General features: G+C 62.4%; 16 protein-coding genes and 1 tRNA gene. 10 read left to right on the top strand and 7 right to left on the bottom strand.

Features of this window, described 5'->3' with window-relative positions; genetic code table 11:
* Positions 1–46: 46 nt before the first annotated feature.
* Together hpt and BLW78_RS25330 are read right to left on the bottom strand one after the other, a co-directional pair.
* Positions 47–613, bottom strand: coding sequence for a hypoxanthine phosphoribosyltransferase (hpt, locus tag BLW78_RS25325; RefSeq protein WP_020094392.1), 567 nt, complete (start codon positions 611–613; stop codon positions 47–49).
* 124 nt (positions 614–737) lie between these two features.
* The gene (locus tag BLW78_RS25330) at positions 738–1,106 is read right to left on the bottom strand and encodes a hypothetical protein (protein WP_091682829.1); all 369 of its coding nucleotides are present in this window, start codon (positions 1,104–1,106) and stop codon (positions 738–740) included.
* A gap of 485 nt (positions 1,107–1,591) precedes the next feature.
* Here BLW78_RS25330 and BLW78_RS25335 point away from each other — a divergent pair, with 485 nt between their 5' ends.
* The 5 genes from BLW78_RS25335 (at position 1,592) to BLW78_RS31050 (ending at position 8,930) form a co-directional block, all read left to right on the top strand.
* Positions 1,592–2,812 carry a tyrosine-type recombinase/integrase gene (locus tag BLW78_RS25335; RefSeq protein WP_091682831.1) on the top strand — a complete coding sequence of 407 codons (1,221 nt, stop codon included), beginning with the start codon at positions 1,592–1,594 and terminating at the stop codon, positions 2,810–2,812.
* Between the two features lie 131 nt (positions 2,813–2,943).
* Positions 2,944–3,195, top strand: coding sequence for a helix-turn-helix transcriptional regulator (locus tag BLW78_RS25340; RefSeq protein WP_139307740.1), 252 nt, complete (start codon positions 2,944–2,946; stop codon positions 3,193–3,195).
* Between the two features lie 221 nt (positions 3,196–3,416).
* Complete coding sequence (locus BLW78_RS31045) at positions 3,417–4,115, top strand: hypothetical protein (protein ID WP_139307741.1); 699 nt, start codon at positions 3,417–3,419, stop codon at positions 4,113–4,115.
* Between the two features lie 99 nt (positions 4,116–4,214).
* Positions 4,215–7,049 carry a DUF5906 domain-containing protein gene (locus BLW78_RS25345; RefSeq protein WP_170855241.1) on the top strand — a complete coding sequence of 945 codons (2,835 nt, stop codon included), beginning with the start codon at positions 4,215–4,217 and terminating at the stop codon, positions 7,047–7,049.
* Positions 7,050–7,901: 852 nt separating this feature from the next.
* Complete coding sequence (locus BLW78_RS31050; RefSeq protein WP_139307742.1) at positions 7,902–8,930, top strand: lysozyme family protein; 1,029 nt, start codon at positions 7,902–7,904, stop codon at positions 8,928–8,930.
* 142 nt (positions 8,931–9,072) lie between these two features.
* Here BLW78_RS31050 and BLW78_RS25355 read toward each other — a convergent pair whose 3' ends face one another.
* Positions 9,073–9,768 carry a recombinase family protein gene (locus BLW78_RS25355; RefSeq protein WP_091682839.1) on the bottom strand — a complete coding sequence of 232 codons (696 nt, stop codon included), beginning with the start codon at positions 9,766–9,768 and terminating at the stop codon, positions 9,073–9,075.
* A gap of 627 nt (positions 9,769–10,395) precedes the next feature.
* Here BLW78_RS25355 and BLW78_RS31055 point away from each other — a divergent pair.
* A complete protein-coding gene (locus BLW78_RS31055; RefSeq protein WP_139307743.1) occupies positions 10,396–10,749 on the top strand; it encodes a hypothetical protein in 354 nt (117 codons plus the stop codon).
* Here BLW78_RS31055 and BLW78_RS31060 read toward each other — a convergent pair.
* Complete coding sequence (locus BLW78_RS31060) at positions 10,737–10,976, bottom strand: hypothetical protein (RefSeq protein WP_139307744.1); 240 nt, start codon at positions 10,974–10,976, stop codon at positions 10,737–10,739. The genes BLW78_RS31055 and BLW78_RS31060 overlap by 13 nt on opposite strands.
* A 73-nt stretch (positions 10,977–11,049) precedes the next feature.
* Entirely contained in the window at positions 11,050–11,601 is a 552-nt protein-coding gene (locus tag BLW78_RS25360; protein ID WP_091682841.1) for a hypothetical protein, read from the bottom strand.
* Positions 11,602–11,779: 178 nt separating this feature from the next.
* On the opposite strand from BLW78_RS25360, the gene BLW78_RS31065 reads away from it, so the two are divergent.
* Positions 11,780–13,216 (top strand): DUF2971 domain-containing protein, encoded by a 1,437-nt coding sequence (locus tag BLW78_RS31065; RefSeq protein ID WP_139307745.1) that lies wholly within the window; start codon positions 11,780–11,782, stop codon positions 13,214–13,216.
* 71 nt (positions 13,217–13,287) lie between these two features.
* Complete coding sequence (locus tag BLW78_RS31070) at positions 13,288–14,646, top strand: hypothetical protein (protein WP_139307746.1); 1,359 nt, start codon at positions 13,288–13,290, stop codon at positions 14,644–14,646.
* A gap of 141 nt (positions 14,647–14,787) precedes the next feature.
* Here the strand turns inward: BLW78_RS31070 and BLW78_RS25365 are convergent.
* Positions 14,788–14,864: transfer RNA gene (locus BLW78_RS25365), tRNA-His, on the bottom strand.
* Between the two features lie 221 nt (positions 14,865–15,085).
* Here BLW78_RS25365 and BLW78_RS25370 point away from each other — a divergent pair.
* A complete protein-coding gene (locus BLW78_RS25370) occupies positions 15,086–17,017 on the top strand; it encodes a chloride channel protein (RefSeq protein WP_244527053.1) in 1,932 nt (643 codons plus the stop codon).
* 103 nt (positions 17,018–17,120) lie between these two features.
* Positions 17,121–18,212, top strand: coding sequence for a tartrate dehydrogenase (locus tag BLW78_RS25375; protein ID WP_091682842.1), 1,092 nt, complete (start codon positions 17,121–17,123; stop codon positions 18,210–18,212).
* A gap of 260 nt (positions 18,213–18,472) precedes the next feature.
* On the opposite strand, the gene BLW78_RS25380 is transcribed toward BLW78_RS25375, so the two are convergent.
* The coding region (locus tag BLW78_RS25380) for a transketolase C-terminal domain-containing protein (protein WP_280142484.1) at positions 18,473–19,099 on the bottom strand (627 nt) is incomplete at its 5' end.

The raw sequence follows: 19,099 nt of genomic DNA on the forward strand, positions 1-19,099 counted from the left end.
CCCGCGGGTCGCGGCGCGCGGCGAAAATGCCGCGCCGCGGGCACGGTCAGGCGTCGAACAGGTCCGGGGCGCCGTCCCCGTAATCGACCACGCCCACGAAGGGCAACTGGCGGAAGGCGTGGGCGGCGTCCATCCCGTAGCCGACGACGAACACGTCGGGGCAGGTGAAGCCGACGAAATCCGCGTCGATCGTCACGGCGCGCTTGCCGGGCTTCTCCAGCAGCACCGCGGTGAGGACGCGCCGGGCGCCGCGGGCCATCAGCAGGTCCTTGGCGAAGACGACGGTCCGGCCGGATTCCAGGATGTCGTCCACGAGCAGCACATCCCGCCCGCGCACCTCGCTCTGCACGTCGCGCAGGATCTCGACCTGCCCGCTGGAGACCGTCCCGGTGCGGTAGCTCGACAGGTGCACGAACTCGACCTGCGGGGCGAGACCCACCCGGTGCAGCGACCGGAGCAGGTCGGCCGCGAACATGAAGCTGCCCTTGAGCACCGCCACGACGAGGAGGTTCTCGGGCCGCGCGGCGAGGATCTCGCGGGCGAGCTCGTCGTTGCGCTTGGCGATGGCCGCCTCGTCGAACAGGGTGCGGACGCGCCGTTCAGGGATGCTCATCTCTCGTGTCCCGAAGCCCGTTGGCGCGGCGGCGCCCGCCGCCACGCTCGGGAACGGTCTTAGCGTCCCGGGCGCGCGCGGGGAACTCCGGATCCGCCAGATGGTCCGGCGCCGTCGACGCGGGTCAGCCTTCGGCCGCCTGCCGGAACGGTCGGAGCAAGCGGGTGAGCCCGCGCCGGTGCGCCGGCCGGGCCGGTCGCCGCGCCGCGGCCAGGTCCGGCCCCGCATAGGTCCCGTCGGCGTCGTTCCCGTCGACCGCGTCGTCGTCCGGGTCGTCCGGTTCGACGTGCCGGACCTGCTCGAGGACGTCCGTCACGATGCGCGGGATGGGCCGCGCGTGCTCTTCCAGGAGCAGCGAGGCTGTCCAGAGGCGACTCGCGTTCGCGAGGGGCAGCTTCCCCTGTGTCAGGCGCTCCATCAGCATCCGGTCGGCGAGCGAGGCCGCGAGGTCGCTCACGATCTCGAGCTGATCCTGCTGTGTCGTGCTCTTCATGGCAGTCTTCACGCTAACGAAAATAGTCTTCTCCCAAACGGGACGGTATGCGAGCAAATTTGGCGATTCTATAACGTGCGTGAGCATTGGAGCGGCCGCCTGTGTACAGACCGGCTCCGGCGCGAGGATCGGTCCCGTCAATTCCGATCGGGGCGGGGTGAGGGTTCGGGCTGGCCCTGATACGGCGCGGTGCCATCCGCGCACAAGCAAAAGGGGCTGGCGATCCGCCAACCCCTCGCGCTGTCGAGCTGAATGGATGGTACCACCGCCCCGGCTCGAACGGGGGACCCCCAGATCCACAATCTGAAAATCTAAGCGCCGAGAAAAATTCCCAGATTTTTGTCCCGTATTTTTGGCATTTAATTTCAGTAGTTTGGCGGCGACACCCTCAGTTTCGAGCGCGGACAGGAGCTCCACGGGGCTTGCACGGTTCTGGTAAGCCGGTGCCCATATGCTTCCCAGGAATTTTCCACGGAGCTCCCGCAGTGCGCCTTACCCAAAAGACGGTCGCCCATCTCGAATTGCCACCCGGAAAATCCGACGCCATCTTTTTTGACGAAACCTTGCCGGGTTTCGGTGTCCGCCTTCGCGCTGGGGGTAAGCGCACCTGGGTTGCGCAATATCGGGCGGGCGGGAAAACGCATCGAGAAAGCTTGGGGGCCGTAGGCACCGTCGGCCTGGACGAGGCACGTGCCCACGCCAGGAAACTGCTGGCCTCCGTGCAGCTCGGAGCCAACCCACAGGCTGAGAAGGCCGCCACGCGCGCACATGCGGCACTCACTCTGGGCGCGGCTGCCACGCGGTACCTCAAGCATGCCGAAGCCCAGTTGCGCCCCCGCAGTTTTGAGGAAGTCGAACGCCATCTCGAACAGCACTGGGCCCCTTTGCGGGAAACGCCCATCCATTCTGTCTCCCGCCGGGATATCGCGGCCCGGCTGTCAGAAATTTCCACGTCGCGTGGGCCGTATGCGGCCAACCGAGCACGTGCCACGCTGTCCGCACTTTTTACCTGGGCAATGCATCAAGGGGAGGTTGAGCAAAACCCAGTCATCGCCACCGGAAAAGCGACGGAGGAAATCCGCCGGGACCGGGTGCTGTCTGAGCCGGAAATTGCAGCAGTCTGGCACGCGTGCGGTGCCGACGATTACGGGCGTATCGTGCGGCTGCTGATGCTTACAGGCCAGCGCCGCGAAGAAGTAGGCGCCATGCGGTGGAGTGAACTCGAATTGACCGGCCCCAAGCCGGTCTGGCGATTGCCGGCTGCCAGGACAAAGAACAACCTCCCGCACGATGTTCCACTGTCGGATCTGGCCCTGGAAATTCTGCATTCTGCACCTCGACGTGCCGTGCCGGGCACCGGCGGCGCCGATGGGCGCGACCTAATTTTCGGCGAAGGCAAAGGGGCCTTTCAGGGCTGGTCGAAGGCCAAATCCGCTATGGATGATCGCATTCTTCGGCAGTCGAAGATGAAAATCCCGCCGTGGCGGCTGCACGACCTTCGGCGCACGATGGTCACGCAAATGAACGAGCTTCGAATTTTACCACACGTGGTCGAGGCGGTTGTAAATCATGTCACCGGGCCGTCCAAAATGGGTGTCGCGGGAATTTACAACCGTGCCGCATACGCCACTGAAAAGCGCGAGGCCCTAATTTCCTGGGCTGCGCACGTGAAAAAGATCGCGAACGAAATTTATTGGGACTGGTAATTCCGGTAATTCGAAGTCTGAAATATCGAAATTCAAGTGCGTCAAAATAAATAGAAAGCATCTCCGAGGTGTTGACAAAGTGGTGTTGGCGCCCAACACTATGGGCCGTTAACAACCGCTGGAGAACGTCAATGACACTTCAACCCAATGCCGGCCCCAATGCCGGCCCCAGTGCTGGCAACCCTCTGAGCGCTTCCGACCGCGTGGCCCTGAGCCGCATCGTGGGCACCGCCGAAGCGAGTGCCTACTGCGGGTTCGGGGAGCAATACTGGCGGCACCTCGTGAGAGCGGGGAAGGCTCCGGCGCCGGTCAAGCTCAATCAACGTCGGTTCGGGTGGCGGATGGCCGATCTCATCGCGTTCAACGACGCCCGCGCCGCCTGACAAAAGTACAGGGTTTACACGGGGGCCGTTCCAGAGCCCCATTGCCTGTCAGATCAAATACCCGCCGACCGGTGCTGCAATTGCCCTCGGTGATGGACTGGTCCGGTAAGCAACCCGCTACGTCTAAATCCCGCAACGCCTGCTGCTACAGGTGAAAATAATGACTGAAGTCGAAATCAATCGGCGCATTTTGCGCGATGTCAGAAAGAGAAAGAGCGAAAATGTCCAATTCAAATTCGACCCGTGCCCACCTTGGGTTTAAGATCCGCATTCATTTCGCTCGGCTTGAGGGCGAGCGCGATCTGGATATCGGAAATCCGATCGTCGCGTTTGAGGATGAGTGCGGCAATTTTAGTCCGCGCCGGCCGGAGCCCGGCGAGACACACGCGCACGCTCCTGCCTTTATTTCGTTTGAGGAAGCGAACGAATTTCTTCTAGACCGCGAAATCAAGCACGTCGATCATGCGCGGCTCATTCAAGACGAAAAGGAATGGGGCCTAAGCCCGTATTGGGAGTTTGTCGAAAACCCCGATGCCCTCCGTAGCATTCAGCCAGCACTGCCCTCGTTCGGGGGGTTTCAGGAACTCAAAGCATTTCATATCTGGCTTAATCGAGACATTCTCGAATATCGAGCTCATCTACTCCCATATGCTGAGTTCCGTGATGCGCTCCGAGACGAATTTCGAATGTCGCCGTTTCGCGCAGGATCACCTGCGGAAATAGAGCACGGTTCACCGGGTCTCGCGCGAATTACGCGACGGATGCTGGCCAACCGCAAAACGCGCTGGACCCAGAAGCGCAAGCAATTGCCGGTTGGAACACCTCGCTATCGCATGGATGCTCAGCTCTACCTGCCCTGGCATGATTTTGATGCCAATGGAGCTCCTGTCGTCGCCGTGACGGATGATGAATGGGCTTGAGCCGGTGCCGCACTGATCTGCACTGACGCTCGAATAAAAATGGCCCGGAACCTCAGGAAAGGTGCCGGGCCAGTCATCCAATTCACGGGATCATTTGTAATGGCTATCACCAATAAGTCAACGCGCTCGCTTACTTTCGGCGAGGCAATCGCGCCGTTCCGCAAAGCTGGCGTTCCCGCTTCCGAATTACTCCCCATCGCACCGCCGGACGCGGACGTGGCTGACAGTTTCCGGCACGCCAAGGTGAACGGAAGCCTCGGCAAGGCACCAGGGCGTTACCTCGCTGGCCCGCGGAAGTGGGTCGGCCTTTCGGGCGACCATCTCAAGAATGGTCTCGACAAGCGCACCCGCACGGAAGCCCTGGATTGGCCCACAGGCAACGTCGGGCTGGTATGCGGGTCATTTCCTGCCGTCGATTGCGACGTGGGCTCAGAGGGCGCCCGGGAGCTGATAGAGCGGGTGGTCATCGCCACGTTCGGCCGCGTCTACGCGGAGCGCCTCCGGGGCAAAGGCCCCCGGCGACTGTACGCCCTCCGCAGTGATCCCGAACTGGATCCCAGCCGCCACGTGCCCAATGAGAAATGGGCGTTCCGGCTGCCCGACGATGGCGACACATTGCACAGCATCGATATCCTTGGGCACGGCAAGCAATTCGTTGCGGCGGGCGTCCACCCGAGCGGGGACGCCTATGAATGGCATCCGGATCGCGACCTATGCGCGATGGTGCAGGACGACGAACTCGAATTTATCGAGCGTATGAACATCGACCAGCTTCGGGCCGCTTTCGAAAAGGCCGTGCGGGATGCGGGCGGCACGGTCGAACTCATGACCGGTGGTGGCGCTGCCGGCAAAGGCACTGCGCGGGATTATAGCTGGGACAAGCCGACGATAGCCCCAAAGCGGCTAATTGCTGCCATGCAGAAAATGCCAAATACCCACGCGCACTTCCCAGATCGTGAAAGCTTTGTTGCTGTCATCGCCGGATTTAAGGCGGCAACGGGCTGTGAAGCTGACAATTTCGAAGATGACATGCGGGACTGGGCTGCGGGGGGAGAGCCCGGGTTCGGTTATGAGGGTGCGGAATTCGAAAAGATTTGGCGGAGCACTCGTCTCCCCCGTGTCACACCCGATTATTTGCCAGGGCTTCTGCGCAAGCGCGGTGTGCGCGATCTCGACGGCATCGCTTTCGAAGATGATGACGCTGGCGGCAGTGCCGCGGACGTGTCGCGGGAAATCAGCGGACACAAGGCCGCCGAGAAGGCTGCGAAGGCTGCGGAGAATGGGCCGCTACTCGCCCGGGCGATGGGCGCCTACGTATTCCAGCACATGGGTACCGCTACAGGTGCCGCCTCGCGCAATATCCGCCAGCCGATGCGCCTGCGCGCGCACCCTGAGCGTGTATGGAGTGCCACGGAATGGTGGGACGGCAAAACTCCGGATCCGAACACGGCTCTATTTCAGGAACTGCACATCGCATATTCGAAAAAGACGGGCTTGAATGACTTTCTCCGAGATTTGGAAAAGGCTCATCCGTTCGCATTTTTCACCCGCGAAATCCGGCACCCGGGATACGATTACGGGGAAGTGGTCGAGCGGCGTGACACGCGCGGTAACCCGGACGGTGCATTGAATGTGCGGCAGCGGTCACAGGCTCAGAACGCCGCTGCCAAACCCCGGCGCAATCTCGCTTTAGCAAGGGCAGATCGGGAGCTTTTTCTCGATTTCATGCGTCGCGGTTTCGGGGATGGGCAGGTTACGGAATATCTGCTCGATACCCTCGCGTACAAGGTCCAGACCGGCAAGCGTCCGGGGCACATGCTGGTAATCGAAGGTGAGCCGGAAGTCGGGAAATCGCTTTTTGCAGAAATGCTCATCGCACTTTTCGACGGTACTGGGCCGCATGTCAGAAGTCGGATCGACGGTGCTAAATTAATGAACGAAGCCGCCCTGCGGTTCATCTTCGGACAAATCGAAGGGTGCCGCATTTGTTCGGTCAAGGAATTGCCGGAAGGTTCAGGGCGGGCGACAACCGCGGCACTTATTTCGACCGTGAAGCAAATGGTGGATGCCGGTTCCGGCGGTGACTACATCGATATCGAGAAAAAGGGCGTAGACAGCCGGTCGATCGAAAATCACGGCTACATCATCGCCACGACAAATTATGAAAATGTCATCCCCATTGAGGAACGTGACCGCCGGATCATGCCGGTACGATTTCGGATCACGCAAGCCAACCGCCCCAACCAGGAATTCTACGTGCGCCTTGGGGCGATCCTGGCGGACCCGGAGCGATTGGCGGCGATTTGGGATTATCTCGCCTCGCGGGATATCCGCGGCTATCGAGCCGACAAACCGCCCCCGGTCACGGCCGAAAAGGCATCGGCGCAATATCGCGGTATGACAGACCCCGTGCGCCACATGGCAGTTGCGGTCGATACGCTGATACAGGCCGGCCGTGGGATCGTGACCCTGGCCGATATCGTGCCCCTGATGAACTGGGCTGGGGGGATCGAGGCCAGCGAACGCGGCGATTGGGATAATGGGGGCGACCTGTACAGGATGGGAAAGCCGGTGGCCGGCGTTTCGGCAGGTAGCTCCACTCCGGTACACGTGAAGGCCCTGAGTTGGCTTGGAGAGAAGGCCCGGAAGCGCGAAACCAAATTGGACCGAGGATCCACCCGCGCGCCCACTGTCTACGCGCTTAAAGGGAGCGCGGTGCCTATCGAGGATATGCAGTGGGCCGAGCTGTCCGCCCTGCTGGGAAAGGACCGTGAGCGGCATCCTGTACGCGAGGGTGTGCGGGCCAAGCCTTATGATGTGCGGATCGATGACATGCCGCCTGTGGTGGACCGGATTGCGGGGGACGATGGGCGAGACGCTGACAGTGCCGATCGGGGCAACGTGGTCTCGATAAATCGGCGGCGACAGGCCTGATCGGGCACTGTCCGGCGGGCGTGCCCGGCGGGTGAATTGATAGGGGCGGGATGGGTTTTCGGATCTGTCTCGCCCAAAATCATTTTAAAATCCCAGGTTGCATCGGTAATTTCCGGGGTGTGCTCGCATCGGCTGTTTTTGGCTCGGATGGTCCATGTCCTCGGAGCTTCGTCCATGTCCTCACGTCAAACAAAATTTGAAATCTTTTAAAAAAAAACTTGATTGCGCACAATCGATGCAGACATGGGTCCCCGAGCCAGGACATGGGTGCGGACACAAGGCGCATTTTACGCCCAGAAACCAAAGAAAAATTCTAACCCATTGATAGCACTGTATTTTTAGCTGTTTCTGTTTTCCTTTGAGGACATGGAGGGCATGGAGGACATGGAGAAAGTAAGTCGTACTGGGAAAGGGGAGTTTTCTAAGAGGAAATTAAATAAAATATTTCGTTTGGGTATTTTCTAAGGGGCTTTCTGAGGCCGTTTTGTAGAACACAGACCCAAAACAGGGGTGCTCCATGTCCTCACGTCCTCACTGATACAACCTGAGGCCGTAGGGGCTGCTACGGTGCCCCATTCGGCGGGAGGCCGATCACGAATTTCGCGAACCGCCTGGCGTATCGCCGGGGCGGTGTTCCCGGCCACCCATGCCCCATTGCCCGGCGCGGCCCGGTCGCGGTCGGTCGGGCCCTCGCCGCCGGAATGGATCAAAGGGGCCGCCCTTGGCGAAGTGGACACACGGCACGGCAAGTAACCCTGGACCGGGCACCCGCCTGAGGCGCCAAAGCTGGATTAGATCTGGCAACACCAAGCAAACCATGCCAGATTTCAATGGGGTATGGGAGTTACGCATATGTTACGTGCAGTTCTTGATCCGAATACGAAGCGCATCGTCTACCGGGACGACAATTTAAACGGTGCTGCAAATGTCTCGCTGCCGGAATTAAGCGTCGGTCCCGCGCCACAAAATGCCAGCTCTCCGGGCAACGGGTCACAGGGCAGCGCTACGCCGCGTGCGGCCTACCCGGATTTCCTGTCGCAGCTCGAAAAGGACCGCGGATTACCGACCGGGTATTTGGCACAAACTCGGGCAGTTGAAAGTTCGAACGGGAAAAACCTCGCAAATCCGAATTCGAGTGCGAGAGGCGATTTCCAATTTATCACTTCGACGGCCCGGAAATACGGGGTGGACGTGAACGATCCCCTTTCCAGTGCGCGCGGTGCCGCCGATCTCGCCGCCGACAATGCCCGGTATTTTCAGAACCGCTTCGGGCGCACGCCTACCGGTGCCGAGCTGTACGGGATGCACCAGCAAGGCGCGGCCGGTTTCGGCAATTTGATGGACGGTCGCGCGCCGGGCGGTGCTGCACAGTCGCTCAACGGCGGAGCCGGAATGTCAGCCTCCCAGTTCCTAGCGAAACTTCGTAGCGTCTACATGAACGCCAAGCCGGATATTCCCGGCGATCCGACTGCGCAGCGTGGGCCCACGGTCGAGGCGGCCAACGCCGCAAATGCCCCGCTGCCGGGAGCACAGGGACCGACAAATCAGCCCGGATCGAATGCGATGCCGGTAGCGGTCGCACCGCAGGTGCAAGACCAGAAATTCAACGGCGGAATTGTCGGCCTGCTACAGGGCGGCGATTACACGGGGGCCGGTGCGAACAAGGATTTTGCCGGGAAGATGGGCGATTTCACCGGGTCCAGTGCGTTCACGTCCGGTGTGAAGGGGCTGATGGCAGCTCTGGGCGGCGGTGGGCAGTCGGCCCCCGTACGGGCACCGGGCATCCAGAACCTTCCGGCCGAGGATCAGGAAAACCGGCCGAACATGTCCCTCATGCAGATGCTCTACGGACAGAGCGGCGGCCGGCCCCTGTTGGGCTGACAGGCACGAGTGCGGCCTGAGCGGCTGCGGGGCGGTTTGGCGGCAGCAATGCCTCCGATCCGTCCCCGGCCGCTGGCGGGGCTCCTGCCGATCCCCTGGCCTATCCTGGGCACGGTGCTACCGTGCCGCGTGGTCGGCGGTGCTACCCAGCCCCAGTGCCAGTGCGTTCCAAAACGCGCTGCACTTGCGCCGCCGACCATGTTCCCCCGCGCGCTGTCTCGATCCGCCGGGCGTTCAATTCGGCCGCGATGGCACGGAGCGAGGTTGCCCCGGCGGCCCGGATGCTGGCGATGACGGGTAGGACGTTGGCCGCGAAAGCATCGGCCGCACGGGCCGTGCTCTCGCCTCCCGCGCGGCTCGCTACCGGCAGATTGGTCCGGTTGCCGAGCTGCACGCCCTGAGCCCGCTTGGCAGCCAGTGCAGCCTTCGTGCGGGCGGCGATCATGGCCCGCTCTTTCTCGGCCAGCGCCGCGTACAGGTGCAGCATGAAGGGGTCGGCATCCTCGCCCAGCTCCGCCACGACGAACGGCACCCGCTGCGCCATGAGGCCGGCGATGAAGGCCACGTCGCGAGACAGGCGGTCGAGCTTGGCGACTACTACCGCGCATTTGGCCTTCCGGGCGGCTGCCAGCGCCGCGGCAAGCTGCGGGCGCCGGCTGAGTGCGTCGCTGCCCTTGCCGGTCTCCACCTCCACGTATTCGGCCACGATGCCGTAGCCGTTGGCCTGGGCGAACGCCTGGACAGCGGTGCGTTGCGCCTCAAGGCCGAGGCCGCTCTTACCCTGCCGGTCGGTCGAGACGCGCAGGTAGGAAATCAGGGTTCGGGCGGGGTCGGACATCGGTTCGTCTCGCGTCGTGTTACATAGCCATACGCACATATGGCATTGTTACACAAGCCCGAGTGGAGCAATCGGCCCAAGTAATACTGGGGCGGTACCCACCACAGAACGTGGCCCATCGTGTCATTTCAAGTCAGCCCCATAATCCTGACACGAAGGCTATCAGTCTCTGCCACGATCAAATGGGCGCCATTTTCTAAGAAATTTCAGAAACAGCCCCCACCCCGTCGATGGTACCAAGGGCCGTTCTTAAATTTGGCACTAGACGCGCGAGACTGGCCCCTTTTCCAGGAAGTTCATCTTCGAACCCCCACTCACCCCCATTTTCGGAGCGAGGTACCATGCCGCTTTTCCAGGGCTTGCCGTTCAACCCCCCCCCCCCCCCCCCCCCCCCCCCCCCCCCCCCCCCCCCCCCCCCCCCCCACCCGGGCCTTCGCTGGCAGTGAGGTACCGGGTCCGATTTTCCAGAGCCCATCGCTCGACCTCCGCCACCGGGGTCTTTTCCCAGCGAGGTACCGTGCGCTATTTTCCAGCCGGTCCGAAATGCACCCCCTCACCCCCGGCCTTCGTGGCAGTGAGGTACCGGCCCCCAATTTCCATTGAGCCCCTACCTCCGGGAGGTTCGCTGTGAAAAAGCGCCCGCTCGACAAAAACTACATGCTGGAAGTCCATGCGGCCCGGCGCTTTCATGAACTGCTGCGCCAGGATCGTGCCCGCGATGCCCAGTGGCGGAAGGATCAGGCGAAGGCGCGAGCGCGAGCCGACCGAAAGGCCGCGCGGATTGACGGGCTGGTGCGGACGGCGGAGGTGCGTATCGCGGCGTGCAAGGATGCCCCGACCCCGCTGGCAGTGCGCCAAATGCGCCGGATCGCGGACGACAGCACCAAACCCGCACGGGTGCGGGTCGAGGCTGCCGCCCGGATCCTCGAATGGACAGATTGGGCGTCGGACTGTGACGCGTCAGTGTCTCATTCGGGATAATCTGGGTGATAGGTGCACTTCACTTCGCGATCCACGTCGCTCGCGAATTTCGCCTTGCTGGGCAAATTGGACAGCTGCGGTCCGGGATGCCAGCCGTCCACGTTATGACCACCACGTGCGTCGTAATTCACGCCGCCAGTGGTCGTGATATCGGTGATCTTCCGCACTTGCCCGGCGGGCGTGATGTAGCAGACGCCGACTGCGAGTGTGTTCGGATTGACGGTCATGATCCCCTCTGTGCGTGAGAGGGGCGCCCATTAACGACCGCTGAGCCGCCGATCAAGCGACAACCCCTGTCGCCTAATTGACGGTGTACTCGATCCCGTTCGGCTGCACGCGCAGAATGGTGAGCGTGCGTCCCTCTAGCGTCACCGACCGGCCCTCCTGCACGGCGATTGGAATTGTGGGGGATGCCTGGGCGTAGCCCTGCGGGGTGCGCGGACCGACCACGGAATAGCTCTGTGTGGTCGCACTGCCAGAAACCGGGGTGGTGCCGACCATGCCGCTGACCGTGGTGGTTTGCGTGTTCGGGATGATGAGCGGCGTGCGCGTCATCGTCGTCTCGTTGGTCTCGATCAGGATGTTTTGGCGGATCAGGTTCGCGGTTTTTCCCTGGCTGCCGACATACTGCACGGTGACGCGGCCGGCGTCGGTGGTGCGTCCAAACAGGTCGGCATTGCCAAAAGCGTTCGGCAGAGATTTCGTGACCTTCACGTCCATCACGGTATCGCCCGGCCCCGCCGACATCGGTTGCCCCGGTGCCGCAGTGGTGATGAGCTGGGCATTTTTCTGGACCGGATTACAGGCCGCCAACCCACCGGCAACCAAAACCGCGAACACCGCACGCATCATCAGGCAAATTCCCTCGTTGCGGCCTTCTGAGGGCTAGCTTGACGGTGAATCAATGCCAAATTGCGGGGCGTCTTGTAGGATCACCCTAAGGTGGCATTTTCGCCACGCTTGGACCCGTATCCTTGATCTCATCCGCGGTCCCCGTGCGGATTTACAACCCGAGAAAAAGCAGATTGGCATGCCTGAATTTTTGTATCGCTTCCGCCCGCTATTTCGGCTGTTAGATCATAATGAACTCGAAAATCAGGAAATTTACTTCGCTGCTCCTAAGCAGCTTAATGATCCAATGGAAGGTTTTCGAGATATCTTCTGGAAAGGTGATTCGATCGTATGGCGCAATTTCTTTCGACATTATTTAATTTGCTTGGACAACGCATACACGCAGTTCGTATTGGTCGGTGAGCAAGAGCCGCTCAGTTGGGACCACATACCGATACTTAATGATGGGACAATGAATGATGGCACGCCGTGGAAGGAGGCAGAACAAGCCATAATTGATCGATTTTTTGCCGAGCCTTCGGTCGCCGAACTAATTGATACTCTGTCGCGCCGAAATTTACCTGTCCGACGAAACGAGTTAGCAGCGCATTTGCGCAGCATTCACATATTCGCGCTCCTTACGATCCGAAAAGTGAATGCGGAGCGTGGCCTGGAGCAATGGCCTTCAGAAGGTGATGAGCAGCTTGAACATGCGAAAGGCGCAATAGCCACGTCTGTCAAGGCTTTACGGCAGCTTGAGGCATTTGAGGCTAGGCATTCCGCAACTGAAGCACAGGCTGACGAGCTCTTTGCGAGTCATAACCGACTTAACACTGCACTGCAATTGATAAATATTTATAACCAGGATGCAACGATAACTACTCCTAATAAGAATTTCCTGTTTTTCACCTTTCCGAGCGAATATCCAATTCAGATCGAATGCCTAATTTATCCAGATTGGTATGTCGCCTGTTTCATGTCAGAGTGCCGCAATTCTGCAATCTGGGGCACTTATGGCGACAGCCACACTGCTATCTGCATGAAATTCAAGGTTACTGAGCGTGAAAATATTGGAACGCTCGATCTAGAGCGGCAATACGGTCTTGGAATGACTGGACCGATTGTAGGCTACGTTCCTCATTCATTCCATGAAGTGGTCTATGAAAACAAACACGAGCCAGTTGATTTCTTTAGATCTATTGCCAGATTTCCCGAGTCGATACTGAGAGATAATTGGTACTCCGATAAAGATGGGAATGTCAGTCCCTGTGCGGATGAAATTTTCAATGATCAAGATGCGTGGAGAGATCGTTATTGGAAATTGTTTGAGAGTGGATTAGTCAGAAAGCTCGATCACTGGAGTCAGGAATGTGAGCATCGGCTTATTTTGAGCGGCGATCTGATCGATTTTTCTGAGTCCGCCAACCGCGTGACAAAATACCGATTTTGCGATCTGGAGGGGATTATATTCGGGATTAACACCCCTCTGCAAAAGAAGATCGAGATCATCAAAATCATAGAGGCGAAGTGCCGCAAAGAAGGGCGGGAGGCATTCCGTTTTTACCAGGCGCGGTATAAGCCTTCGACCGGGACGATAGAACATGACGAGATGCCGTTGCTTAAATTTTCGCGATAAGGCGTATGCGCGCGAATGACTCCTGATCCTAGTGGAACAACTCTGCCCTAAGTGATTAGCTAGGTGATGTAATGGCTAAATCGTGCATTGTAGGTGGTGGTCGCGCTGGATCGGCGGAGCATATTTTTCCCGCCTGCTTAGGCGGGCTTCGGGTCAATAAGCATATTTACTGTGGCAACCACAATCATGCTTACGGTGATCTGGCTGGAAATTTGGCATTTCAGCTCGCGTTATACAACGCGCGACTTGGAATAAAAAACACACGTAAAAAGAAAATAAAAATCGTTGAATTGACGGATCCCGAGACGGGCGCCAAATACAATTTCGACGGGGAAAATCTTAGTCCTGTCGGTGTCCGTATTATTGCGAAGGATGGCGAGCAAATCACGGCTGCGGTGCCTAATGAGCCTGACGCTATCAGGCGTTTTATTGAGGAACAAGAAGCGCAGGGTTTCAAGGTCGATATCAAGTCGGGACAGGTCCAAACGTACTACCCTGGAACTTTGAGGACGCAACAATCATTTGGTGGCCCAGAAGGACTTCGCGCAATTGGCTATGTGGCGCAGACTTTTCTGGCGCATTGTTTTTCAGATGCTGCTCATGCTGCGTCTATGGCGCAATTCATTGATTATACCCTGCACGGCAACTGCGAGCCCTTAGTTTGGTGGGATTTTGAGGCGCCTACCGACCTTCCGCCGAACGCATTTGAGTTCGGGCACCGCATCATTGTGGGCATCGATGCGGATAGAGGAGTTGTTTATGGCCGTGTGTCCCTCTTTTCTGCGCTCGATTTCGCAATGATTTTTTACGATGCGCCGGATGCGATCGCGTCTGCCTCGGTGATCAACGATATAGATCCATTGGCATCCGATATGCCGGATGATCTGAGGCAGATCCGCGAAAGTTCCGCGATCGCTTCGGTCATCCGGCCGGAAAACCTGACGGCGAGCTTGGCTTCGGCGGTCCGCGACGGCCGGGCACAGCAGCGGCATGCCGATCTTATGCGCCGAAGTGAGGAATACCAGCGGCGTAACGATGCGGCATCATTGTTGGAGAAAATCCAAGCTGCTGCCGATTTTCCCGCTAAGCAGCGCACTGTGCGAGAATTCTGGGACGCGGAGCCGCAACGCGTCCTAAATCTACTGAATGGAACGCTGAAAGGCATCAAGGGGCTCAATCGGCCACATGATTTAGGTTGGCTTCACCTTGTTCGCTGTCTGGAGCGTGCCACACAGAGGGACGAAACGGCTCCTTCAGGTTTAACAGCCGGTGCGCAGGCGGCAATCGGAATTGCGGCTGCTGCACTCGCTGGCGCGATGGGCGAAGCGATTCGAACGAATGCGCTCGGTCAGCATGAAACTGAAATGTTCCTAGGGGGCGGCCTGGGCATGCACGCCGCATCAGAGGCGGTGCTAGCGGCGGCGCCGTAGCCTCAGCAGAACCCGCCGATAAGCGGCGGGGTGTCCCCTCGGCTATATGCAAAAACGAGCACGCCGCTTCCCAGGTGCTTCCCAAACGGGAATTCTGGGAAGCGGCGACTCAGGCAGTGCCGGCTAAGGCATTGCAATCAATGGTACCACCGCCCCGGCTCGAACGGGGGACCCCCAGATCCACAATCTGGTGCTCTAACCAACTGAGCTACGGCGGCACTGGCGCGGGGTGTATCGTGGGCCGCGGCAGTTTTCAAGGCGATGCGTGCACGGGATTTGGACTTCGTGGACAGCGCCGTCCGAGCCCACCGCGCCGGCGCCGGCCGCGCTCCCGCAGCACTGCCCGTTTGCAACGGGCTCGGCCCCGGCTGTAACTGCGGCGGCGGGGCCGACGCGTCGGCCCCGCCGATCGGGCGGACCGGAGGCGAAGGGGCGGACCGTGAGCGCGCGACAGCCATCGGGCGCCGCCGGCGGGGGCAGGGCGCCCGGCGACGGATCGGCCGACGTCCCGGCCCGGCGGCCCGTCAGGCCGGCGCGGAGGCCCCGTCGGCGCTGGACCGGGATCGGACTCGTCCAGGCCCCCGGGCGGCTCCGCAGCCTCGTCCGACGGAGCGAGGGCGGCCTCGTCGCCCTCGCGACCCTGGTGGGCTGCGTCGCCGGCGTGGCGGTGTCCGCCATGACCTGGATCACCCAGACCCTGCGCGAGCATCTCTACCAGCTGCCCGCGGGCGCGCGCCTCAGCGCCGTCGACGCCGTGCCGCCGACGCTCCTGCTCGTGGGCCCGTGCCTCGGCGGCGCCGTCCTCGGCCTGCTGATCGTCGCCGCCAACTACGTCCGTGGCCCGCGCAAGCGCCCTGCCATCGACCCGATCGAGGCCAACGCCCTGCACGGCGGCCGCATGTCCCTGCGCGACAGCCTCTACCTCGCGCTCCAGAACGTCATCTCGAACGGGTCCGGCGCCTCGGTGGGGCTGGAAGCCGGCTACACACAGATCGCCTCAGGCCTCGCCTCGCGCCTGGGCATCGCCTTCGAAGTGCGGCGCAGCGACCTGCGCACCCTGGTCGGCTGCGGCGCGGCCGGGGCGATCGCGGCCGGCTTCGGGGCGCCGCTCGCCGGCGCGTTCTACGCCTTCGAGTTGATCATCGGCACCTACTCGATCGCCACGCTGACGCCCGTGGTCGTCGCGGCGCTGTGCGGCAACCTGATCTCGCGCGCCCTGATCGAGGCGCAGCCGCTCGTCGATCTCGGCGACATGCAGGCGGTCACGACCTCGCACGTCACCAGCCTCGAGATCCTGCCCAGCCTCGCCCTCGGGCTGTTCTGCGCGGGCCTCGGGATCCTGATCATGCGCGGGGTCACGCTGGTCGAGCGCCTCGTCCAGGCGTCGGGCGTGCCGCGGGTGGCGGCGCCCGCCTTCGGGGGGCTGTGCGTCGGCGCGCTGGCGCTGCTCGCGACGCCGCAGGTGCTCTCGGGCGGCCACGGCGCCCTGCACATGCACTTTGCCGCCGAGGGGCAGGGGCACGGGATCGCGGTCCTGGCCGGGCTGTTCGCCGCCAAGGCCACGGCCTCGGCGATCTCGATCGGCTCGGGCTTCCGCGGCGGCCTGTTCTTCGCGTCGCTGTTCCTCGGGGCCATCGCCGGCAAGCTGTTCGCCGCCCTCGCCCCCGTGCTGGTGCCGCCGCTGGCGGATTTCGGCCTGACGCCGCTCGCCTACGCGGTGATCGGCATGAGCGCGCTGGCGGTGGCGGTCATCGGCGGCCCGCTCACCATGACGTTCCTGGCCCTGGAGGTCACCGGCAGCCTGCCGATCACCGGCGTCGTGCTGGCGGCGGTGATTGCGTCCTCCCTCACCGTGCGCAAGACCTTCGGCTACTCCTTCGCCACGTGGCGCTTCCACCTGCGCGGCGAGAGCATCCGCAGCCCCCACGACGTCGGCTGGATCCGCTCGCTCACCGTCGGCCGGCTGATGCGCCGCAATCCCGGCACCGTGGCCCTGGACACGCCGCTGCCCACCTTCCTGCGCGCCCATCCCCTCGGCTCGCCCTCCCGGGTGATCGCCGTGGACGGGGCGGGGCGCTACGCCGGCATCCTAAACGTGCCCGAGACGCACGCGGCCGCCCGGGATTCCGGCGCCGACGCGCAGCCGGTCCTCGCCGACCTGCTCCTGCACGCGGACGATTTCCTGACGCCAGGCATGAACGCCAAGGACGCCGCGGCCGCCTTCGACCGGACCGAGAGCGAGGCGCTCGCGGTCGTCGAGAGCGCCGAGAGCCGGAAGGTGCTGGGCCTGCTCACCGAGAGCCACACCCTCAAGCGCTACAGCGAGGAGCTCGACCGCCAGCGCCGGGCGATGGCGGGCGAAACCGACTGATTGTCAGGCCGGGGTGTTGACCCGACACCGGCGCGGACCAATCACCTGACGCCGACGACCCGGGCCCCGCGGAGGCCCGCACTTCGGAACGCGTGGAGGATTCATGGCCGCCCCAGAAAACAGCCAGCAGCGTCGCTACCGCATCGCGGTGATCCCCGGCGACGGCATCGGCAAGGAGGTGGTGCCGGAGGGCGTGCGCGTGCTGGAGCAGGCGGCCAAGCGGCACGGCTTCGGCCTCCAGCTCGACTGGTTCGATTTCGCCAGCTGCGACTATTACGAGCAGCACGGCCGGATGATGCCGGAGGACTGGAAGGCGCGGATCGAGACCCACGACGCGATCTATTTCGGTGCCGTCGGCATGCCCGAGCGCGTGCCCGACCACATCTCGCTCTGGGGCTCGCTGATCCTGTTCCGACGGGAATTCGACCAGTACGCGAACCTGCGCCCGGTGCGGCTGATGCCGGGGGTGAAGTGCCCGCTCGCCGACCGCAAGCCCGGCGACATCGACTTCTGGGTGGTCCGGGAGAACACCGAGGGCGAGTACTCGAACGCGGGCGGCCGGATGTTCGTCGGCACCGACCGGGAGTTCGCCCTGCAGGAGACGATCATGACCCGGCACGGGACGGACCGGATTCTCCGGTTCGCCTTCGAGCTGGCCCAGAAGCGCCCGAAGAAGCACCTGACCTCGGCCACGAAGTCGAACGGCATCTCGATCACCATGCCGTACTGGGACGAGCGGGTGAAGGCGGTGGCCGAGGCCTACCCGGACGTCCGGTGGGACCAGTACCACATCGACATCCTGACCGCGCATTTCGTCCTGAACCCGGACCGGTTCGACGTGGTGGTGGCCTCCAACCTGTTCGGCGACATCCTGTCGGATCTCGGGCCCGCCTGCACGGGCACGATCGGCATCGCGCCCTCCGGCAACATCAACCCGGAACGGGTGCACCCGTCGGTGTTCGAGCCGGTTCACGGCTCGGCGCCGGACATCGCCGGCCAGGGGATCGCCAACCCGATCGGCCAGATCTGGTCGGGGGCGATGATGCTGGAGCATCTCGGCGAGCACGCGGCGGCGGCCGAGATCGTCGGCGGGATCGAGCGGGTGCTGTCCGAGCGGACGCTGCGCACCCGCGACCTCGGCGGCAACGCCGACACGCAGACCTGCGGCAAGGCGGTGGAGCAGGCGCTGGGGTAGGGCAATCACCCCGAGCCTCCCTTCCAGGCCCTCATCCTGAGGTGCCCGCGTCAGCGGGCCTCGAAGGAGCCCTCCAGGGATCGTGAGACCGCTGGAGGGCTCCTTCGAGGGCTACGCTGCGCTCCGCCCATCAGGATGAGGTGGGATTCCGTTTCCGTCTCAAGGCTGTCGTTGAGATGCCCTCTCCGTCATCACGAGCGGAGGTCCGAACACATCGACAGCCAACGGAACGAGCGCGGGAGGCCCCGTTCTCCGCGGCGTCAGCGCGGGCGGCGGCGCACGCTCACCACGTTGCTCGCCGGCTCGGCCTTGCCGGTCTCCGCCGGCAGGGTGTCGAGGGCGGTCTTGACGATGGTCTTGGCGTCGAGGCCCGCCTCGGCGTACATCTTCTCCGGGCTGTCGTGGTCCTGGTAGGCGTCCGGCAGCGTCATCGTCCGCACCCGCACCCCGCCCGCGTCCAGCGCGCCCCGCTCCGCCAGCAGGTGCAGCACCATCGCGCCGAACCCGCCCCGCGAGCCCTCCTCGATCGTGATCAGAACCTCGTGGTCGCGCGCCAGATCCAGGATCAGCGCCTCGTCCAGCGGCTTGGCGAACCGCGCGTCCGCCACCGTCACCGCCACGCCCTGCTCGGCCAGCGTGTCGGCCGCCTTCAACGCCTCCGACAGGCGCGTGCCGAGCGACAGCAGCGCCACACGCGCCTCCGCGTCGCGCCGCACCACCCGGCCCTTGCCGATCGCCAGCGCCTCGCCCCGCTCCGGAAGCTCGACGCCCACACCCTCGCCGCGCGGGTAGCGCAGCGCGATCGGGCCCGTGTCGTGCGCGTGGGCGGTCGCCACCATGTGCACCAGCTCGGCCTCGTCGGAGGCCGCCATCACGGTCATGTTCGG

The sequence above is a fragment of the Methylobacterium sp. 275MFSha3.1 genome (genome assembly GCF_900108435.1).
In the GTDB taxonomy this organism is placed as follows: Bacteria; Pseudomonadota; Alphaproteobacteria; order Rhizobiales; family Beijerinckiaceae; genus Methylobacterium.